This is a genomic window from Pseudomonas sp. 9.2(2024), from assembly GCF_039695385.1.
Classification (GTDB): Bacteria; Pseudomonadota; Gammaproteobacteria; order Pseudomonadales; family Pseudomonadaceae; genus Aquipseudomonas; species Aquipseudomonas paraglycinae.
In genome coordinates this window covers 1,454,385-1,473,532 of sequence record NZ_CP155585.1, presented here as the reverse complement: position 1 = coordinate 1,473,532, position 19,148 = coordinate 1,454,385, and the positions used below count along the sequence as shown (strand labels likewise).

The window sequence follows — 19,148 nt, the reverse complement described above, 5'->3', positions numbered from 1 at the left end:
CTGGTCGATGTTGTTTACGCCCCTCCAGAATTTCGCGTACGTTGACCCGCTTTGCGGGCGTCGACGAGCGCCGCTGTACAGCACGAGGAACAAGGGATGTTCGCGCCGGCCAATGAAACCCACTTTGCCCTGACCATCGAAGGTCTTTCCGCCGACTTTCAGGTGTTTACCCTGACCGGCCGGGAAGCCATCAGCCAGCCTTTTGTGTTCGAGGTGGAGCTGGTCAGTGAGCAGCCGTCGCTGGACCTCGAAACCCTGCTGCACAAACCGGCCTTCCTGCAGCTGTCGCCCGACGGCAGCGGCATCCACGGCCTGATCTACCGCGCCGCGCAAGGCGATTCCGGCAAGCGCCTGACGCGCTATTCCGTGACCCTGCGCCCGCAACTGGCGTATCTCGCGCACCGGATCAACCAGCGGATCTTCCAGAACCTCAGCGTGCCGAAAATCATCGGCAAGGTCCTCGAAGAACACGGCATCCAGGGCAACGCCTACGCCTTCCAGACCGGTTCGATCTACCCCGATCGCCTCTACTGCGTGCAGTACGACGAATCGGACCTGCATTTCATCCAGCGCCTGTGCGAAGAAGAAGGCATTCACTACCACTTCCAGCACAGCGCCACGGGCCACAAACTGGTGTTCGGCGACGACCAGACGGTGTTCAAGAAACTGGCGCCGGTGGCCTATCAGCAGGACTCCGGCATGGTCGCCAGCAACCCGGTGATCAAGCGCTTCGACCTGCGCCTGGAAACCCGCACCAGCCGCACCACCCGCCGCGACTACGACTTCGAAAAACCGCGAATCACCCTCGAAAGCGAAAACCGCGGCGACGCCCTGCCCGACCTCGAGGATTACGACTACCCGGGCCGTTTCGTCGACCGCGAGCGCGGCAAGCACCTGGCCAAGCGCGCCCTCGAACGCCACCGCAGCGACTTCCAGCTTGCGGAAGGCAAGAGCGACCAACCTCTGCTGGTCAGCGGCCATTTCCTCGCGCTGAAAGAGCACCCGAAAGCCAAGTGGAACGACCTGTGGCTGCTCACCGAAGTCCACCACGAAGGCAAACAGCCGCAGGTGCTGGAAGAGTCGGTGACCAGTGACACCACCGCGCTCAAAGACGATTTCCATCAGGGTTACCGCAACCGCTTCCAGGCCACCCCGTGGGACGTGCCGAACCGCCCGCCCCTTCGCCACCCGAAACCACGCATCCTCGGCAGCCAGAGCGCCGTGGTCACCGGCCCTAAAGGTGAAGAAATCCACTGCGACGAATACGGCCGGGTGAAAGTCCAGTTCCACTGGGACCGCGACGGCCTCGCCGACGACAAGACCAGCTGCTGGCTGCGCGTGTCCTCCGCCTGGGCCGGCGCCCAGTACGGCGGCATCGCGATCCCGCGCATCGGCATGGAAGTGCTGGTCACCTTCCTCGAAGGCGACCCCGACCAGCCGCTGATCAGCGGCTGCCTGTACCACAAGGAAAACACCGTCCCCTACGCCCTGCCGGCGAACAAGACCCGCACCACCTTCAAGACCCTGAGCTCGATGGGTGGCGGCGGCTTCAACGAACTGCGCATCGAAGACAAGAAAGGCCAGGAACAGATCTTCCTGCACGCCCAGCGCGACTGGGACGAAAACATCGAACACGACCAGAAAATCCGCGTCGGCAACGAACGCCACGACGTCGTGGAAAAGAACAGCTACACGGAATTCAAGGCCGAAGAACACCACACCGTTTACGAAGACCGCAAAGTCGAAGCCCGCGCCAACGATCACCTGACCGTCGGTGTGAATCAGCACATCAAGATTGGCACCGGGCAGTTCATCGACGCTGGCCAGGAAATTCACCTGAGCAGCGGCATGAAGGTAGTGCTGGAGGCTGGGGCCGAACTGACGCTGGTCGGCGGTGGCAGCTTCATCAAGATCGATGGCGGCGGCGTGACCATGAGCGGGCCGGCGATCAACATCAACTCCGGCGGCGGACCAAGCAGTGGCACGGGTGCTGCGCCGTTGATGCCGGGGCCGTTGAAGCAGGCGGATACGGACAAGGCCGGGAAGTTGTTGGTGCCGGCACAGCGGCAGGCGTTGATGCGGGGCACGCCACGTTGTGAGATTTGTGAGAAAGCTGCCGCGCAAGCAGCGAAGGACGCCGCCAAATGAACTACCCGTCGAACGCCAACTTTTTGCTGATCGACGGGGTTCTGCGTCCTGATGCGATCCCAAGTCTTTATCAGCTCGGCGAACCGTTAGAGATCGAGCCGGTGTACTTGGGGACGCGATGGACGGAATTGAAAGATCTGGGGCCAATACTCGTGAAGCCGCAGGGGAACTCTTCCGTCCTCAGAGACTGGCAGCAAAATCACCTGACTCAAGCCGATTCGTGTCCGTTATTCAGCCGCGCTTCACTAACTGAAATAGCAGATCACCTACGACATTTTATCTGTCCGCCGGACGTGAACGGCGGCGAAGGTCTTTTACGTTTCGCCGATCCCCTTGTCATGCATCACTGGCTTTCTAGCTACGGGCCGGAACATCTCAGTCACGTGCTGGGACCTGTAGAGACTATTTGGATCAAGGCACCGGTCCACACCTGGTGCTCTGCGAGCGATGCACCGATTACGCCGTTCGCGAGACCGCAGTCAAAGGACCCTCGTGACAAAAATTTTGCCCTGCTCGGCGAGCAACAAATCGCGGCTCTGGAACTCGCTTATCGATGGCAGTTCAAAGAGCGCTTGTACACTTGGTTGAACACCCGTGACGCTCAAACATTTTCACTGTTGAACAGCGATCAAACTGAGTGGTGGCTTGAACACGTTCTAGACAGCGGCAGCGCCTGGGGACTGGTCAGCGAACGAGGACTGGTAACATGGGCGGAAACCTGCGTCGACTGGGGAAGAGACTTCACCACTCGCCCTGACAGCCCCTATCAAGAGTGGTTGAGCCAAAACCCAGACAAAGGGCGTTTGGCACCGGAACTGCGTATCGAAGCACTGGATGATTATCGCCAGCAAGCGCTGGAAGCAAAGGACACTGCAAATGGCTGAAAAGAGCGGAACACTCCAACAACAGCGCAACGCCTGTTTCCCCACCACAACAGCACAAGCCACCGGCGGCTGCCCCCTCACCGGCCCCGATGTAGCAATCGTTCCGATGCGCTATGCGCTGGATCGCTCTCGATACGATGAAGATCCGAAAAAGCTCAAACCATTATTGAAGTCTGGTATGTGGGCAGTACTACCTGCGCTGAAAACACGTAACTACACTTTGCGCCAGCTTTACGACGGCTATGTCTACGTTTACGACGAAACCGCAAAAACCTTTCACGAATACGAATTTTCCGCTACTCACGGTGTATTAACCCGAGTACAACTGAGTGACGCTGACACCGGTAAAGACGAGCGTAAAGCCTCCGGAGAAAGCAAAAGCCATCTGATATATCCGCGTAAGAACAAGCTGCATATTGCGTACTCTCCGGTTCAGTGGACTTGGCGTGTATGCGAGCATATGAGATCAAATCCTGGCAGCCGTAAACAGTGGATGAAAACCCTCGACCTGCCGAGCTATTGCATCAGCATGTCAGCGGCTGAAACCTTACCTCTGGTGTCGCTTGCTGACGCAGTTGCCGATGTTGATAAGGGAGCAGTAATTTCCGATAAACGACTCGCTGACTCAGCCATTCCACCCTACGCGACCGAAGGTAAATCGAACGGCAAAGCGATTTTCAGCACATTGGCAGCTGATACTTATTGGACAGGTAGTGTACCTGACAAAGAAAGTGCTCTAGCTATTGTTCTAGATGATCCAATAGCCATTTTGAATGACATCGGTATGCAATTAGCTGCCGATCAAGCCGCTTATGAGGCCTGGAAGCAAAAACACGAACATAAAATACAGATTGCTCAAACAGTGGAGGCGTTGTGCGGTGCAAGCGTGGCCCCGGACAAACTGCCAGCATCTATCCGCGGGGACGCGTCGAAAACACGGGAATTCCAACGGGATTTGGATGCTTATTATGCTCAAAGAGAGCATGAAAATACTCAATCCGTTCTTAGCGCCATGGGCGGCACAAACACGGCTATCACATTGCCGGGAAGCTTCAAGTCCTTTGAAATGGCGGATGCAATCAAATCAAAATATGGTCAGTCCCCAACGGAATCTGACTATCAGGCTTGGTCTGATCGAAGTAAATGGCGACGCGAAATTGATCTTGATGGAGCCCACGCTTATATCCAGACCTATCAAGGCGATGGTGAAGCTCTGCTTAAAAACATTCATAACACCCAGAATGACTTTCAAGCCCTGGCCAAATACGTAGGCAACGACCCTCTACGATTGTTCATCGACACTACGAACAAGAAACAGCTTTTATACCTCCAGGAGACAGTGGCGAGTCTCCTCTCAATATACTGCCAAGACGCAAACTCGAGTATTTGGCTTGCAAAAGAAGACGCTAATGCAGAAAGCCTCTTCGGCACTGTTCGATATGGTTTTTCACCTGCTCTGAAAGACGCTTTGGATACACAAGCCAACCTTTTGCTTAATGGCATGGGGGATATGACCACGCTTGCAACGAGAGTTGGTGAGTTTAACAGTGTACTGAACCAAGACGGGTTCGCTGAAAAGCCCTGGATGCAGGCATTAAAAAAGCCTGTTCAAGACACGTTCAAAGCTTTGCGTGAACTAGCGAGCAAAGAAGGTAAAGCAACTGCAGAGTCCATTCTGATAGCACTGATCCCATCAGATAGCCGAATGGCCTTGGGAAAAAACCAGAACATCAGCGCTCTCATTAGAAACCTAATGATCGGACAAGTTTTAATTAACTCACCAGATCGCCCAGCGATTGATATAAAAGTTTCTGAGAAGCTCAGGACCTGGAAAAACGAATGGCTCTTGTTGAACAAAAAAATTGCTGATACACGTAAACAGTGGATCTATCCGGACCGACCTGGAAAACGAAAGAATCTCGCTCGCGTATTGCAGCAGCAGGAAGCAAAACTGCAAATGCATGAATTGAACATGCCAGGAATACTCGACTACCAAAACAACAAGTACGCGGAACTGCTAAGAGCAGAGATCAAGAATTTTGCCTCCTCCCGTGCAGACGTCGTGAAAAACTGGCAAGCAAAAGCCAAAGCCTGGAGCGAAAAGTGGGGATTGAATGCAGGAGCAATAGTTTGGGGCGTAGTGCTGCTGAACTTTATAAACACCGCCCTCACTTACCGCGACCTTACAAAAGACGGCCAGTTCAGTAAAAAAGACGTCGCTAAAATAAGCTACGGATTGGGATACAGCTTCAACTTACTGATGGCGGTTTTTGTCGAAACTCCTTGGAAAACGATAAAAAATGCGGCCCCGGTTTTAATTGACGAAGTGGAAGTCGGAATATTAAGCAGATCAGCAGCGTTCTGGACGGCAGAAGGCAAGGCAGCGTGGGCAGCGACTGTCCGTGCTTTCAGCCGAAGAATGGTCGCAATGGGGGCATTTGCAGTCATTTCCACAATTCTCGAGATATGGGATATCCAAGACGATTATGGAAACGCGAGAAGTTCCGAGGAAAAGGCCGCAATGTGGGTGAAAGGCCTCGCCGTATTTGGAATGGGAATCGCAGGGATTGCACAGTTACTTACAGGAGTAACACTTGCAGGTGACATGGTTGTATTAGTCATGAATCCTTGGTTTGCAGTTGCGATGCTGGTACTTGGCGCTGTCTATTTGGCAGCGACGCTGGCACTTAATTATTTCAAATCGGACGGTGTGGGCTGGTGGTTGCGAAAATGTTGTTGGTCACGCTCAAAAGAGTTGCAGTACCAGTCTACTCTTGAAGGCCAAGCGGAGGAAAAGCGTGCTTTGCTGGAAATTCAACTAAGCCCACAGATCTACGTTAAGAGCACTTTCGATACCAAGCGCGTATTCAGAGGAAGATTTGGATATCAAAACGAAGAAGTACTGAATGGAGCTTGGGTACATCTTCGATTGCCAAGTGCAGTACGCGGTCAACTCATCCAATTTAATGTGATCGATAGCAAACGTATTCTACCCCTGCTACCTGTTAGAAAAATGGATGATCCTGTACAAGATCCGTTTCTGGACAAAGGGCAATTTACGGGCACCAGTGCATTTGGCACTGACACAAACTCACCATACACTGCGGATGTACGCGCTGCGCGCTTTCCGCCAATGCCTGCCTCCGGCCAAGACATCGTCTGGCGGACATGGATCCCGGTTGACAAAAGTGCTGACTTTATTGAATTGCAAATTTGGTATCCTACAAACGTTTTAGCAGCTGGCGTTGAAGATCAAGGTTACCTCTACCAATTAGAGCTTGACAAAGTAGGAAGCACCTCCGTCGACGGGCTGAGCATTACAGAGCTTCAAGTAAAATCTGTTAGTCGTAAAGGCGCGATGATCCTGGCCGTAGCGGAATAATACGAACATGACAAAACCCAGTGACAACTCATTCAACCAGACTTCATGCCGAGCCGTTGAAGAAAAATCAAATGCACATGAACGCGTCCTTATGGAATGGTCGACAAAAACAATAAAATCTCCACCTAAAGAAATCATGAAAGCACAGCTTTGGCTCTTTGCTGGCGCGACGCTAATGAATATTTTTGTAACGGCCATCACTTGGAACAACCTGCCACAATATATGCTTGGACTTTTCTCGGCGTATGTATTTTCGTACGCACTAACCATCTACTTCATACTTATATTACGCCAAAAAACAGTATTCAATTACTCCATTACAGCGAACCATGGGAAAGTCGAATATTTTCGGAATCATCCAGAATCTTCCGGAACCATTTTCAAAAGCCTCGCTATTTTTATAATATTATTTTTCTCAGGCGTTGCGATTTATACAGGATCCTTAGCCTTTATGATCGGCCCGGCAGCTATGACGCTAGGAGCAGCAAAATTCCTTCTCGGCTGGAAAAACAACATAACCAACTCGCGCAGTTCCCCTTGGGCGGAATACAACTTTGTAACTGTAGATCGGTCTAGACTGATGATAGTCACCCATAGAACCAACCAATCAGTGGGATTCGAAGCACGCTTCCAAGAAACGGCCACATTCGATCGTTACTTGAAGATTTTAAAAACAGTACTACCAAGCAGCGCCATATACACAGAAAAAAGCTGGCAATGGTGATTATTAAAGCCTCATGGTTACACTGACTACTTATCTAAATATATAAATGACAGAAAGGTGACAGGTCCACTTTCTAACAAATGGATCTATCACCTTTTTCTCAATTTGCAGTACTACGAACTCGAGCACCCGATGCTCCATGGTTAGTAATCAACAGTGAAGCCTTGAGTTCTCCAAACCCGACAGGTTGAAAGCATGTATTCGAACCTTAAGAAAAACGATGAGTTTGATTTCAAACAAAACCGACCTTTTGCGGGAGAACGCCGGCGATTCGCTACAGGTGAAGCCATTTTTTTGTCACCGAAACCAATTCCGACAGGGCAAACGCCCATGGATTTGGGAGGAAGCTTCATTGAAGTAAACGATACGTTTCTTGATGTAGGCAGCAGTAATGTGAACGAGGCATTCCAGGCGAGAGTGATGATCGCAAGTGTAATGCTCGTACTCATATCATGTTTATTAATCGTTCCAACGTTTGCAGGTCTCGCTGGAATCAATAATCCCTTTGGTCGCAGTTTCTGGTGGTACTTTAGCGATTTTTTTGAGTTTGGCCTGCGACTATCTATCTGGTGCGCTGGAGGAGTGGCAATCCTCGGTAGCTATGTAGTAATTAGCAGTACCCTCAAAAAATCGAGGGCTCGTCCAATTCGCTTTAATCGCCTACGGCGTGAAGTATGTTTTTTCCCTGACGGTTCTGATGAACCGATAATCCAACCTTGGGAAGATACTGTCGCCTGGCTTTCAATCAGTGCGGGCGTTACGGGAGTAGGTGTAATGAGAAATTATACCTTTGGCATGGCCATCGATAACCCCAAAGCTGATACGGTACACTTTCTGAATCAAGAAGTAATGACACCTACTCATGGGTTAGGAAAATGGGAAGCCATCCGCATCTACATGGAAAAGGGCACTCAATTCTGCCCCGGCAAGGCCCCTTTTGAGGGTAGTCATAGTTTCAATAAAGAACGCGATGACATGCGAGAGGAATACCGACACAAGGAGCGCTCTGCAACGGGTGTGGCATGGTGGTATTTGACTCATTTGATTACGTGGTGGCGTCTTCCGTACTGGATAGCGGAATGGGATTACCGCTACAGCATGAAAGGATTCCCCGAGTCGATTGAAAGATGGTCTGAAGAGCTCCCACCCGAACAGTGGGCACAACCGAGCCCAGCATTGAAAGAAGAGTCAGCAAAAATCGAAAAAGCTTTTGCTCGTGGTCAGGATTTCATGAGTTACTTCAAAATAGATCTAGAGCGCTCATCGACCGAACAGGAAGCACAGCATAATTAAAGAGGCGTAGGAGCCAAGAGATTAAAAGATGACAGGGTGACAGATGTACTTTTTATAAAATAAATCTGTCACCTTTTCTTGCAAAAAAGACGACTTGGCGACTGTTGATGTTTAAGAACTTGTTAAAACGTAAAACCACGATTGCCGAACATGAGTCCGCCCCAGACATCCGCAGTCAGCGCCCACGTGCAGGACAAATTCGAGCCAACGGCTTAAATGAAACCCTGTTCCTTTCACCATTACCTGTTTACACAGGCCAGACACAGTCATCTCGTCGCAACTTTTCGGAGATCACCGAGACCTATCTGGAGTTGGGCGGTAACAATTGGGGCATGGTTGAGCAAGGAAAAATATTAGCCGCAGGAATCTGGTTGCTGCTGACCCTTGCGTTTATTGCGCCGGTTTTAATTGTTTTGTACGGGACACTTGCCTACCCGGAAAACTTTCCCACGCCCTTGAAAGATTTAGCAATGGGCATCCAGACGTTTTCAGGGGTTGCATCGTTAGGGCTTCTGCCTCTCGGCGCCTATGTCTACGGAATGTTTTCCAGCGTTTTCACCGCCGCAAAAACCTATCCCGTCCGCTTCAACCGCCAGCGCCGTGAAGTCTGTTACGTCGACAGCAAAACCCATCGTGTGCTGATCGTGCCTTGGGAAAGCGTGGTTGCCTGGGTTGCAAACTCCCAGGGCGTCACCAGTTACGGCGCCACTCGCCAATACACCTTAGGCATGGGGCTGGAAGATGAAGAGCAGGACAAAGTGCAGTTTCTGCTACTACCACAACCCAGCGATGTCCACTCCCTGGGCATGTGGACGTCCATTCGCAACTTCATGGAAGACGGTCAACTGGTCGATGTGCCGAACCCGATGCTCAAGGCACTCGGCCTGATCCCGACCGGGGATCGGCTCAAGCCTTATGAAGGACTGCACACCTTTGAAATCGAACGCGAAGATGCCCGTGCGATGGGGTCGCTGGACGAAGAAGGTGGCGAGGACCTGACTCCAGAACAACGGAGGGAATATGGATTCGCGGAGAAATCTCGGTGGCCATTGCGCCGCTGGTACATCGGGCGTGTGCTGACCTTCTGGAAAATGCCCTACATTCTCGCCGAATGGGCTCATCGCAAGGGCCGTCCTGTTCTGCCGGACCAGGTTCAAGCATGGTCGCAGCCACTGCCACCGGAGCAGTGGGCCAAACCCAGTGCGGCACTGGTGAAAGCCAATCAGTTGGTAAAAAACGCCATGGACAAGAAAGGCGCGACCTTTGTCGAGGCCTGCAAGGCCGCAGGCTTGCACTGAAGGAAACCCGGCGAGCGATGCTCGATCCTCGCCGGGGACTCATCAAACCTTTTGGTTACGCAACAGCCACCCTCACCTGCCTCTCCAACTCCACCTTCAACCCCGGCTCCAGCTTCAGTTGCCGCGCCAGTTCATCCAGATAGCTCTTCTCCATGAAGTTCTCCTCATCCACCAGCATCACGCTCGCTACGTACATCTCGGCGGCCATCTCCGGCGTGCTCGCCGCGCGGGCGACGTCGGTGGGGTCGAGGGGTTTGTTGAGTTCGGCGTGGAGCCAGTGCTTGAGTTCCTGATCGTTGTCGAGTTTGGTGAATTCGCCTTCGATCAGTTGGCGTTCGCGATCGTCGATGTGGCCGTCGGCCTTGGCGGCGGCGACCAGGGCTTTGAGGATGGCCTGGCTGTGTTGTTCGACTTGCGCCGGTGGCAGGCGATCGAGGGTTTGCGGTTCGCTTTGCGGGGCGGTGCCTTTTTGGGCGTTCCAGTTGCCGTAGGCTTTGTAGGCAATCACGCCCAGCGCGGCGAGGCCGCCGTAGATGGCGACTTTACCGCCAACCTTTCGGGCCTTTTTACTGCCCAGCAGCAGGCCCATGGCGCCGGCCGCCAGGGCACCGCCGCCTGCGCCTGACAGCAAACCGCCAAGTGCGCCATTACTGGAAGATCCGCCCAGCAAGCCGCCCAAACCACCGGCCGCCGGTTTGTTCTGCGCCCCGCCTGCCTTGTTCTGTAGCAGATCCTGGCCGGACTTGAGGAGTTGATCGAGCAATCCACGGGTGTTCATGTTCCGTCTCCAAACTGGGGTTATCCGGATCAATAAGGCCCTCAGCCTAGTTCGAAAGTGCCCGTGACTTGGGTGCGAGTGTGCTTCCAGATGTTGCCTGGCCCGCAGCAGCCCTTCGCGAAAATAGATATACACTCGAGGCAATCTATAAAAACCGCCCACCGGGTAAACCTTCCATGATGACCTTGCGTCAGATCCGCCATTTCATCGCCGTGGCCGAGACCGGCTCGATTTCCGCCGCTGCGCAAACCGCGTTCATTTCCCAATCGACCCTGACCCTGGCCATCCAGCAACTGGAGGAAGAAATCGGCGTCAGCCTGTTCAATCGCCACGCCAAGGGCATGACGCTGACCCATCAGGGGCATCAATTCCTACGCCAGGCGCACCTGATTCTGGCCACCGTGGACAACGCCAAACGCAGCCTGCAACAAAGCACCGATCAGGTTGCTGGGCAGTTGATTGTCGGGGTGACCAGTCTGGTGGCCGGTTATTACCTGGCGGATTTGCTGACCCGCTTCCAGCGCGCCTATCCCAATGTCGAGATCCGGGTGATGGAGGATGAACGGCCGTACATCGAGCATCTGCTGGTCAGCGGCGAGATCGATGTCGGTGTGCTGATCCTCTCCAACCTCGAAGACCGCCACGCGTTGCAGACCGAAGTGCTGACCCACTCGCCGCACCGTTTGTGGCTGCCGGCCCAGCATCCGCTGCTGGAACACGACAGCATCAACCTCGCCGATGTCGCCCGGGAGCCGTTGATTCAGCTGAACGTCGACGAGATGGATCGCAACGCCCAACGTCTATGGCGCGGCGCCGGACTGCAACCGAAGATCACCCTCAGAACCGCGTCCACCGAAGCAGTACGAAGTCTGGTGGCGGCGGGCCTCGGCGTTTCGATCCAGCCAGACATGACGTATCGCCCATGGTCACTGGAAGGCGACATCATCGAAGCCCGGCCAATTGCCGACCTCAACCAGACTCTCGACGTCGGTCTGGCCTGGCGTCGCGGCACCGCCCGCCCCGCGCTGGTCGATCCTTTCCTGACCGTGGCCCGCGAGCAGCCTCACGGCGGACGCAAGCCATCTATTTAATCGAATGCCACCTTCAGTATTTAGAATTTGTCGACCCCGGAGCCGCGCACTAGTCTTGCTGCATCTATAAGACGGTCGGCTCCCGGAACAGGGAGCAACATGGCCATACAAGAAAAGAGATCACGGAAAATGGCTGGCGCGCAGACCCACATGCACACCGCGTTGCTGATCGACGGCGAACTGGTCGCAGGACAGGGTTTTGTCGAACCGATCCTCAACCCGGCCACCGGCGAAGTCCTGACCCAGATCGCCGAAGCCAGCACCGAGCAAGTCGAAACCGCCATCCTTGCCGCCCACCGCGCCTTTGCCGAGTGGTCGCGCACCACCCCGCAACAACGCTCGAATTTCCTGCTGGAAATTGCCAACGCCGTCGAGAAGCAGGCTGACCACCTCGCCCGCCTCGAAGCCCTGAACTGCGGCAAGCCGCTGCACCTGGCGCGGCAGGACGATTTGACCGCCACGGTCGATGTATTTCGCTTCTTCGCCGGCGCCGTGCGCTGCCAGACCGGTCAGCTCAGCGGCGAATACGTGCCCGGCTACACGAGCATGGTGCGCCGCGACCCGATTGGCGTCGTCGCGTCCATTGCGCCGTGGAACTACCCGATCATGATGGCCGCGTGGAAGATCGCCCCGGCCCTCGCTGCCGGCAATACGCTGGTGTTCAAGCCGTCCGAGCACACGCCGTTGTCGATTCTGGCGCTGGCCCCGGCGCTGGCCGAGATCCTGCCGCGCGGGGTGATCAACATCGTCTGCGGTGGCGGCGAAGGCGTTGGTAGTCACTTGGTCGGGCATCCGAAAGTACGGATGGTGTCGCTGACCGGCGATATCGTCACCGGCCAGAAAATCCTTCAGGCCGCCGCCAAAACCCTCAAACGCACGCACCTCGAACTCGGTGGCAAGGCTCCGGTGATCGTCTGCAACGATGCGGATCTTAAAGCCGTGGTCGAAGGCGTGCGCACTTATGGCTATTACAACGCCGGGCAGGATTGCACGGCGGCTTGCCGGATCTACGCCCAGGCCGGGATTCACGACAAATTGGTCGCTGAGCTTGGCGCGGCAGTCAGCAGCCTGCGCTTCGCCGGCAAACGCGACGCCGACAACGAAATCGGGCCGCTGATCAGTACCCGCCAGCGCGACCGCGTGGCCAGTTTCGTCGAGCGCGCCCTCGGTCAGCCGCACATCGAACGGGTGACCGGCGCAGCGGTGCATTCCGGCGCAGGGTTCTTCTATCAGCCGACGCTGCTGGCCGGTTGCAAACAGAGCGATGAAATCGTCCAGCGCGAAGTGTTCGGCCCAGTGGTGACCGTGACCCGCTTCGATGAACTGGCGCAAGCGGTGGACTGGGCCAACGACTCGGAATACGGCCTCGCCTCGTCGGTGTGGACGCAGAACCTGGACAAGGCGATGCAGGTCGCCGCGCGCCTGCAATACGGCTGCACCTGGATCAACAGCCATTTCATGCTGGTCAGCGAAATGCCCCACGGCGGGTTGAAACGCTCCGGTTACGGCAAAGACTTATCCAGCGATTCGCTACAGGACTACAGCGTGGTGCGGCACATCATGGCCCGCCACGGCCAGCATCTCTGACTACGCTAATAACAAGCCGACCACGGCATGCTTCACCGCGTTCACAACTGCCCCGACCATAATTTAAAGAAGAGGGTTCACCATGTTCGTGCACAAGACCGCACTGCTCAGTGCAATCACCACGGCCCTGCTGGCCAGCGCCAGCCTGCAGGCCGCAGAGCCGCTGAAAGCCGTCGGCGCCGGCGAAGGCCAGCTGGATATCATCGCTTGGCCGGGCTACATCGAACGCGGTGAAAGCGACAAGGCCTACGACTGGGTGACCGGTTTCGAGAAGGAAACCGGCTGCAAGGTCAATGTGAAAACCGCCGCCACCTCTGACGAAATGGTCAGCCTGATGGCCAAGGGCGGTTACGACCTGGTGACGGCGTCGGGCGATGCGTCGTTGCGGTTGATCGTCGGCAAGCGTGTGCAGCCGATCAACACCGCGTTGATCCCGAACTGGAAGTCCCTCGACCCTCGCCTGAAAGACGCGCCGTGGTACGTGGTCAACAGCCAGACCTACGGCACCCCGTACCAGTGGGGCCCGAACGTGCTGATGTACAACACCAACGTGTTCAAGACCGCGCCGACCAGCTGGAACGTGGTGTTCGACGCGCAGAATCTGCCCGACGGCAAGCCGAACAAGGGTCGCGTGCAGGCCTACGACGGCCCGATCTACATCGCCGATGCGGCGCTCTATCTGAAATCCACCAAGCCTGAACTGGGGATCAAGGATCCGTACCAGCTCACTGAAGATCAGTACAAGGCTGTGCTGGAACTGTTGCGTGCGCAGCAGAAGCTGATTCACCGCTACTGGCACGACACCACGGTGCAGATGAGCGACTTCAAGAACGAAGGCGTGGTCGCGTCCAGCGCCTGGCCGTACCAGGTCAACGGCTTGATCAACGAGAAACAGCCGATCGCGTCGACCGTGCCGAAAGAAGGCGCCACCGGTTGGGCCGACACCACCATGCTGCACGCCGAGGCCAAGCACCCGAACTGCGCGTACAAATGGATGGACTGGTCGCTGCAGCCGAAAGTCCAGGGTGATGTGGCGGCGTGGTTCGGTTCGTTGCCGGCGGTTCCGGCGGCTTGCCAGGGCAGTGAGTTGCTTGGCGCTGAAGGCTGCAAGACCAACGGGTTCGATCAGTTCGACAAGATCGCTTTCTGGAAAACACCGCAGGCTGAAGGTGGGAAGTTTGTGCCGTATAGCCGGTGGACGCAGGACTACATTGCGATTATGGGCGGCCGCTGATCTCGAGTTCACCTCGGTCGAGCTCCCTTTCCCCCTCTCCCCTTTGGGGAGAGGGCTGGGGTGAGGGGTGGTTTTTGACGTTGTCTTGATTCAGCGAAACCGCTGCCCTCACCCCCCGCCCTCTCCCGGAGGGAGAGGGAGCTAAAAGCAGATCGCGGCGTATCGACCAGATGAGTTAGCCAAAAACCATCGCATACACCGCCAAACGATCCAGTTTTTTCAGAAGTCCAGGCAGGGCCGCTGCGACGGCCCTCGCCTTTTCGGAGCACCGCATCATGACGCTTGCAGTCCAGTTCACCAACGTTTCCCGGCAGTTCGGCGAGGTGAAGGCCGTTGACCGGGTTTCCATCGATATCCAGGACGGCGAGTTCTTTTCCATGCTCGGCCCCTCCGGTTCGGGCAAGACCACGTGCCTGCGCCTGATCGCCGGGTTCGAACAACCGAGCGCCGGCTCGATCCGCATTCACGGCGCCGAAGCCGCCGGACTGCCGCCCTATCAACGCGACGTCAACACGGTGTTTCAGGATTACGCGCTGTTCCCGCACATGAACGTGCTGGACAACGTGGCCTACGGTTTGAAAGTCAAAGGCGTGAACAAGAACGAGCGCCACAAGCGCGCCGAAGAAGCGTTGGACATGGTCGCCCTCGGTGGCTACGGCGCCCGCAAACCGGTGCAGTTGTCCGGTGGTCAGCGCCAACGTGTCGCCCTCGCCCGCGCCTTGGTCAATCGCCCGCGAGTGCTGCTGCTCGACGAGCCGTTGGGCGCCCTCGACCTGAAGCTGCGCGAACAGATGCAGAGCGAACTGAAGAAGCTGCAACGCCAGCTCGGCATCACTTTCATCTTCGTCACCCACGACCAGACCGAAGCGCTGTCGATGTCCGACCGCGTGGCCGTGTTCCACAAGGGTCGCATCGAGCAGGTCGATACGCCGCGCAATCTGTACATGAAACCCACCACGACTTTCGTCGCCGAATTCGTCGGCACCTCGAACGTGATTCGTGGCGATCTGGCGCGCCAGCTCAGTGGTCATCCGCAGCCGTTTTCGATCCGCCCGGAACACGTGCGGTTCGCCGAAGGCCCGCTGGCCAGTCACGAGATCGAAGTCAGCGGCCTGCTTCACGACATTCAATATCAGGGCAGCGCCACGCGCTATGAACTCACCCTGGAAAACGGCCAGACCCTGAGCATCAGCCAGGCCAACAATCAATGGATCGACAGCAGCGCGCAGCACCAGACCGGTCAGCGAATCAGCGCTCGCTGGGCGCGGGAAGCGATGATTCCGCTGCACGACACCGTTGCGAGCGGGGTGTGACATGACCGCGCTCGCCCTCCCTCAATCGGCGCCGTTGCGCAGGTTTTCCAACCTGCTCTATCGCAAGCCGAACCTGTATCTGTCGATGTTGCTGATACCGCCGCTGCTGTGGTTCGGCGCGATCTACCTGGGCTCGCTGCTGGTGCTGTTGTGGCAAGGTTTCTACACCTTCGACGACTTCACCATGGCGGTCACGCCCGACCTGACCCTGGCCAACTTCGCCGCGCTGTTTCAGCCGTCGAATTTCGACATCATCCTGCGCACCCTGAGCATGGCGGTCGTGGTGTCGATCGCCAGCTCCATCGTTGCGTTCCCGATTGCCTACTACATGGCGCGCTACACCACCGGCAAGACCAAGGCGTTTTTCTACATCGCGGTGATGATGCCGATGTGGGCCAGTTACATCGTCAAGGCCTACGCCTGGACGCTGCTGCTGGCCAAGGGCGGCGTGGCGCAGTGGTTCGTTCAGCACTTGGGGCTGGAACCGGTTCTGCAGTTCATTCTGGGAATTCCCGGGGTCGGCGGCAGCACCTTGTCGACCTCGCATCTGGGGCGCTTCATGGTGTTCGTCTACATCTGGCTGCCGTTCATGATCCTGCCGATCCAGGCCTCGCTGGAACGCCTGCCGCCGTCGTTGCTGCAAGCCTCCGCCGATCTCGGGGCCAAGCCGCGCCAGACCTTCATGCAGGTGATTCTGCCGCTGTCGGTGCCGGGCATCGCGGCCGGTTCGATCTTCACATTCTCGCTGACCTTGGGCGACTTCATCGTGCCGCAACTGGTGGGCCCACCGGGCTACTTCGTCGGCAGCATGGTCTACGCGCAACAGGGCGCAATCGGCAACATGCCAATGGCCGCAGCGTTCACGCTGGTGCCGATCGTGCTGATCGCCATTTACCTGTCCATCGTCAAACGACTGGGGGCTTTCGATGCACTCTGAGCGCGCGTCATTAGGTTTGCGCATTGCAGCCTGGGGCGGGCTGGTGTTCCTGCACTTCCCGATCCTGATCATCTTCCTCTACGCCTTCAACACCGAAGACGCGGCGTTCAGCTTTCCACCGAAAGGCTTCACGCTGCACTGGTTCAGTGTGGCGTTTTCCCGGCCGGACGTGCTGGAAGCGATCAAGCTGTCGCTGCAGATCGCGGCCATCGCCACGCTGATCGCGATGGTGCTCGGCACCCTCGCTTCGGCGGCGTTGTATCGCCGGGACTTCTTCGGCAAACAGGGTATTTCGCTGATGCTGATCCTGCCGATTGCACTGCCGGGGATCATCACCGGGATCGCGCTGCTGGCGACCTTCAAGACGCTGGGGATCGAGCCGGGGATGTTCACCATCATCGTCGGCCACGCGACCTTCTGCGTGGTGATCGTCTACAACAACGTCATCGCCCGTTTGCGCCGCACCTCGCACAGCCTGATCGAGGCGTCGATGGATCTCGGCGCCGACGGCTGGCAGACCTTCCGCTACATCATCCTGCCGAACCTCGGCTCGGCGCTGCTCGCCGGCGGCATGCTCGCGTTTGCGCTGTCGTTCGATGAAATCATCGTCACCACCTTCACCGCCGGCCATGAACGCACCTTGCCGCTGTGGTTGCTCAATCAGTTGAGCCGCCCTCGGGACGTGCCGGTGACCAACGTCGTGGCGATGCTCGTGATGCTGGTGACCATGCTGCCGATCCTCGGCGCCTACTACCTGACCCGGGTTGGCGAGAGCGTGGCCGGCAGCGGCGGCAAATGATTTCCCTGACCTTTCCCACCCTGAATTTGCAGTAGAAAGAGGACAACAACATGCAAACCAAACTCTTGATCAACGGCCAACTGGTCAACGGCGAAGGCCCGGCGCAGCCGGTGCTCAACCCGGCGCGCGGTGACGTGCTGGTGGAAATCAACGAGGCCACCGAGGCCCAGGTCGATGCCGCCGTGCGCGCCGCCGACAGTGCCTTTGCCGACTGGTCGCAGACCACGCCGAAGGACCGTTCGCTGTTGCTGCTCAAACTCGCCGACGCCATCGAAGCCCACGGCGAAGAGCTGGCGAAACTGGAATCGGACAACTGCGGCAAACCCTACAGCGCCGCGCTGAACGACGAGATCCCGGCGATTGCCGACGTGTTCCGTTTCTTCGCCGGCGCCAGCCGCTGCATGAGCGGTTCGGCCGGCGGCGAATACCTGCCCGGCCACACTTCGATGATCCGCCGCGACCCTGTGGGTGTGATCGCCTCCATCGCGCCGTGGAACTACCCGCTGATGATGGTCGCCTGGAAAATCGCCCCGGCTCTCGCCGCCGGTAATACCGTGGTGCTCAAGCCGTCGGAACAAACCCCGCTGACTGCGTTGCGTCTGGCCGAACTGGCGTCGGATATTTTCCCGGCCGGTGTACTCAATCTGGTGTTCGGGCGTGGGCCGAGCGTAGGCAGCACGCTGGTGACCCATCCGAAAGTGCGCATGGTCTCGCTGACCGGCTCCATCGCCACTGGTTCGAACATCATTTCCAGCACCGCCGACAGCGTCAAACGCATGCACATGGAACTGGGCGGCAAAGCTCCGGTGATCATCTTCGACGACGCCGACATCGATGCGGCGGTCGAAGGCATTCGCACTTTCGGCTTCTACAACGCCGGCCAGGATTGCACCGCCGCGTGCCGGATCTATGCCCAGCAAGGCATCTACGACAAGTTTGTCGAGAAGCTCGGCGCGGCGGTCAGCAGCATCAAGTACGGCTTGCAGGATGATCCGTCCACCGAACTCGGGCCGTTGATCACCGCCCAGCATCGCGACCGCGTGGCCGGGTTTGTCGAACGCGCCGTGGCGCAACCGCACATTCGTTTGATCACTGGCGGCAAGGCTGTCGAAGGCAACGGCTTCTTCTTCGAACCGACGGTGCTGGCCGATGCGCAGCAGGACGACGAAATCGTCCGCCGTGAAGTGTTCGGGCCGGTGGTGTCGGTGACCAAATTCACCGATGAAGCCCAGGCACTGGAATGGGCCAACGATTCGGACTACGGCCTGGCGTCCTCGGTGTGGACCGCGGATGTAGGACGCGCCCATCGCCTGTCCGCGCGGTTGCAATACGGCTGCACCTGGGTGAATACGCACTTCATGCTCGTCAGCGAAATGCCGCACGGCGGTCAGAAACTGTCCGGCTACGGCAAGGACATGTCCATGTACGGGCTGGAGGACTACACCACGGTTCGGCATGTGATGTTCAAGCACTAAAAGCATCGCTGGCAAGCCAGCTCCCACAGGGTTCAGTGCAGCTCTTGTGGGAGCTGGCTTGCCAGCGATGGCGTCACTCCGGTTTCAGGAAGAAAACCGGCATTACGCATTACCAGGCATTCAAAACAATAACTACCGATCCGGGCGGCGCCTTCACGGCCCCGCCACGGTTTCGGCCATCCGAAATCTGCCGATTTCACGGAGC

14 protein-coding genes are annotated in these 19,148 nt (G+C 56.8%); 13 read left to right on the top strand and 1 reads right to left on the bottom strand.

The genetic code is table 11. The annotated features are described in order from the left end of the window. The first annotated feature begins 96 nt into the window (after window positions 1-96). The 6 genes from tssI to ABFB52_RS06465 all read left to right on the top strand — a co-directional run bounded on the left by tssI (window position 97) and on the right by ABFB52_RS06465 (window position 9,729). The gene (gene tssI, locus ABFB52_RS06490) at window positions 97-2,148 is read left to right on the top strand and encodes a type VI secretion system tip protein TssI/VgrG (protein ID WP_346836119.1); all 2,052 of its coding nucleotides are present in this window, start codon (window positions 97-99) and stop codon (window positions 2,146-2,148) included. Then, window positions 2,145-3,032 carry a DUF4123 domain-containing protein gene (locus ABFB52_RS06485; protein ID WP_129973734.1) on the top strand — a complete coding sequence of 296 codons (888 nt, stop codon included), beginning with the start codon at window positions 2,145-2,147 and terminating at the stop codon, window positions 3,030-3,032. The genes tssI and ABFB52_RS06485 overlap by 4 nt, the downstream gene beginning before the upstream one ends. Further along, window positions 3,025-6,414, top strand: a complete 3,390-nt coding sequence (locus ABFB52_RS06480) for a T6SS effector BTH_I2691 family protein (RefSeq protein WP_129973739.1) — start codon at window positions 3,025-3,027, stop codon at window positions 6,412-6,414. Before ABFB52_RS06485 ends, ABFB52_RS06480 begins: the two co-directional genes overlap by 8 nt. 7 nt (window positions 6,415-6,421) lie before the next feature. Further along, window positions 6,422-7,138 (top strand): permease, encoded by a 717-nt coding sequence (locus ABFB52_RS06475; protein ID WP_129973733.1) that lies wholly within the window; start codon window positions 6,422-6,424, stop codon window positions 7,136-7,138. 195 nt (window positions 7,139-7,333) lie between these two features. Then, window positions 7,334-8,431, top strand: coding sequence for a DUF6708 domain-containing protein (locus ABFB52_RS06470; RefSeq protein WP_305955799.1), 1,098 nt, complete (start codon window positions 7,334-7,336; stop codon window positions 8,429-8,431). A 107-nt stretch (window positions 8,432-8,538) separates the two neighbouring features. Continuing rightward, window positions 8,539-9,729 carry a DUF6708 domain-containing protein gene (locus ABFB52_RS06465; protein ID WP_256656681.1) on the top strand — a complete coding sequence of 397 codons (1,191 nt, stop codon included), beginning with the start codon at window positions 8,539-8,541 and terminating at the stop codon, window positions 9,727-9,729. A gap of 55 nt (window positions 9,730-9,784) precedes the next feature. Here ABFB52_RS06465 and ABFB52_RS06460 read toward each other — a convergent pair whose 3' ends face one another. Next, window positions 9,785-10,507: a tellurite resistance TerB family protein gene (locus ABFB52_RS06460; protein WP_129973732.1), complete on the bottom strand. Its 723-nt coding sequence runs from the start codon at window positions 10,505-10,507 to the stop codon at window positions 9,785-9,787. 176 nt (window positions 10,508-10,683) lie between these two features. Here ABFB52_RS06460 and ABFB52_RS06455 point away from each other — a divergent pair, with 176 nt between their 5' ends. The 7 genes from ABFB52_RS06455 to ABFB52_RS06425 all read left to right on the top strand — a co-directional run bounded on the left by ABFB52_RS06455 (window position 10,684) and on the right by ABFB52_RS06425 (window position 18,943). Beyond that, window positions 10,684-11,598, top strand: coding sequence for a LysR family transcriptional regulator (locus ABFB52_RS06455; RefSeq protein ID WP_007954670.1), 915 nt, complete (start codon window positions 10,684-10,686; stop codon window positions 11,596-11,598). Between the two features lie 99 nt (window positions 11,599-11,697). After that, window positions 11,698-13,185 (top strand): gamma-aminobutyraldehyde dehydrogenase, encoded by a 1,488-nt coding sequence (locus ABFB52_RS06450; RefSeq protein ID WP_129973731.1) that lies wholly within the window; start codon window positions 11,698-11,700, stop codon window positions 13,183-13,185. A gap of 82 nt (window positions 13,186-13,267) precedes the next feature. Further along, on the top strand, window positions 13,268-14,419 hold the full coding sequence (gene ydcS / locus ABFB52_RS06445; protein WP_129973730.1) for a putative ABC transporter substrate-binding protein YdcS: 1,152 nt from the start codon (window positions 13,268-13,270) through the stop codon (window positions 14,417-14,419). Between the two features lie 275 nt (window positions 14,420-14,694). Beyond that, window positions 14,695-15,732, top strand: coding sequence for an ABC transporter ATP-binding protein (locus ABFB52_RS06440; protein WP_129973729.1), 1,038 nt, complete (start codon window positions 14,695-14,697; stop codon window positions 15,730-15,732). 1 nt (window position 15,733) lies between these two features. Then, window positions 15,734-16,669: an ABC transporter permease gene (locus ABFB52_RS06435; protein ID WP_129973728.1), complete on the top strand. Its 936-nt coding sequence runs from the start codon at window positions 15,734-15,736 to the stop codon at window positions 16,667-16,669. Further along, entirely contained in the window at window positions 16,659-17,468 is an 810-nt protein-coding gene (locus tag ABFB52_RS06430; protein WP_129973727.1) for an ABC transporter permease, read from the top strand. Before ABFB52_RS06435 ends, ABFB52_RS06430 begins: the two co-directional genes overlap by 11 nt. A 50-nt stretch (window positions 17,469-17,518) precedes the next feature. Then, window positions 17,519-18,943, top strand: coding sequence for a gamma-aminobutyraldehyde dehydrogenase (locus tag ABFB52_RS06425; protein WP_129973726.1), 1,425 nt, complete (start codon window positions 17,519-17,521; stop codon window positions 18,941-18,943). Window positions 18,944-19,148 lie beyond the last annotated feature (205 nt).

Excerpts from the sequence above, each read along its gene's own strand:
- tssI (WP_346836119.1), top strand. The coding sequence starts at position 97 with ATGTTCGCGCCGGCCAATGAAACCCACTTTGCCCTGACCATCGAAGGT.
- ABFB52_RS06485 (WP_129973734.1), top strand. The coding sequence starts at position 2,145 with ATGAACTACCCGTCGAACGCCAACTTTTTGCTGATCGACGGGGTTCTG.
- ABFB52_RS06480 (WP_129973739.1), top strand. The coding sequence starts at position 3,025 with ATGGCTGAAAAGAGCGGAACACTCCAACAACAGCGCAACGCCTGTTTC.
- ABFB52_RS06475 (WP_129973733.1), top strand. The coding sequence starts at position 6,422 with ATGACAAAACCCAGTGACAACTCATTCAACCAGACTTCATGCCGAGCC.
- ABFB52_RS06470 (WP_305955799.1), top strand. The coding sequence starts at position 7,334 with ATGTATTCGAACCTTAAGAAAAACGATGAGTTTGATTTCAAACAAAAC.
- ABFB52_RS06465 (WP_256656681.1), top strand. The coding sequence starts at position 8,539 with ATGTTTAAGAACTTGTTAAAACGTAAAACCACGATTGCCGAACATGAG.
- ABFB52_RS06460 (WP_129973732.1), bottom strand. The coding sequence starts at position 10,507 with ATGAACACCCGTGGATTGCTCGATCAACTCCTCAAGTCCGGCCAGGAT.
- ABFB52_RS06455 (WP_007954670.1), top strand. The coding sequence starts at position 10,684 with ATGATGACCTTGCGTCAGATCCGCCATTTCATCGCCGTGGCCGAGACC.
- ABFB52_RS06450 (WP_129973731.1), top strand. The coding sequence starts at position 11,698 with ATGGCCATACAAGAAAAGAGATCACGGAAAATGGCTGGCGCGCAGACC.
- ydcS (WP_129973730.1), top strand. The coding sequence starts at position 13,268 with ATGTTCGTGCACAAGACCGCACTGCTCAGTGCAATCACCACGGCCCTG.
- ABFB52_RS06440 (WP_129973729.1), top strand. The coding sequence starts at position 14,695 with ATGACGCTTGCAGTCCAGTTCACCAACGTTTCCCGGCAGTTCGGCGAG.
- ABFB52_RS06435 (WP_129973728.1), top strand. The coding sequence starts at position 15,734 with ATGACCGCGCTCGCCCTCCCTCAATCGGCGCCGTTGCGCAGGTTTTCC.
- ABFB52_RS06430 (WP_129973727.1), top strand. The coding sequence starts at position 16,659 with ATGCACTCTGAGCGCGCGTCATTAGGTTTGCGCATTGCAGCCTGGGGC.
- ABFB52_RS06425 (WP_129973726.1), top strand. The coding sequence starts at position 17,519 with ATGCAAACCAAACTCTTGATCAACGGCCAACTGGTCAACGGCGAAGGC.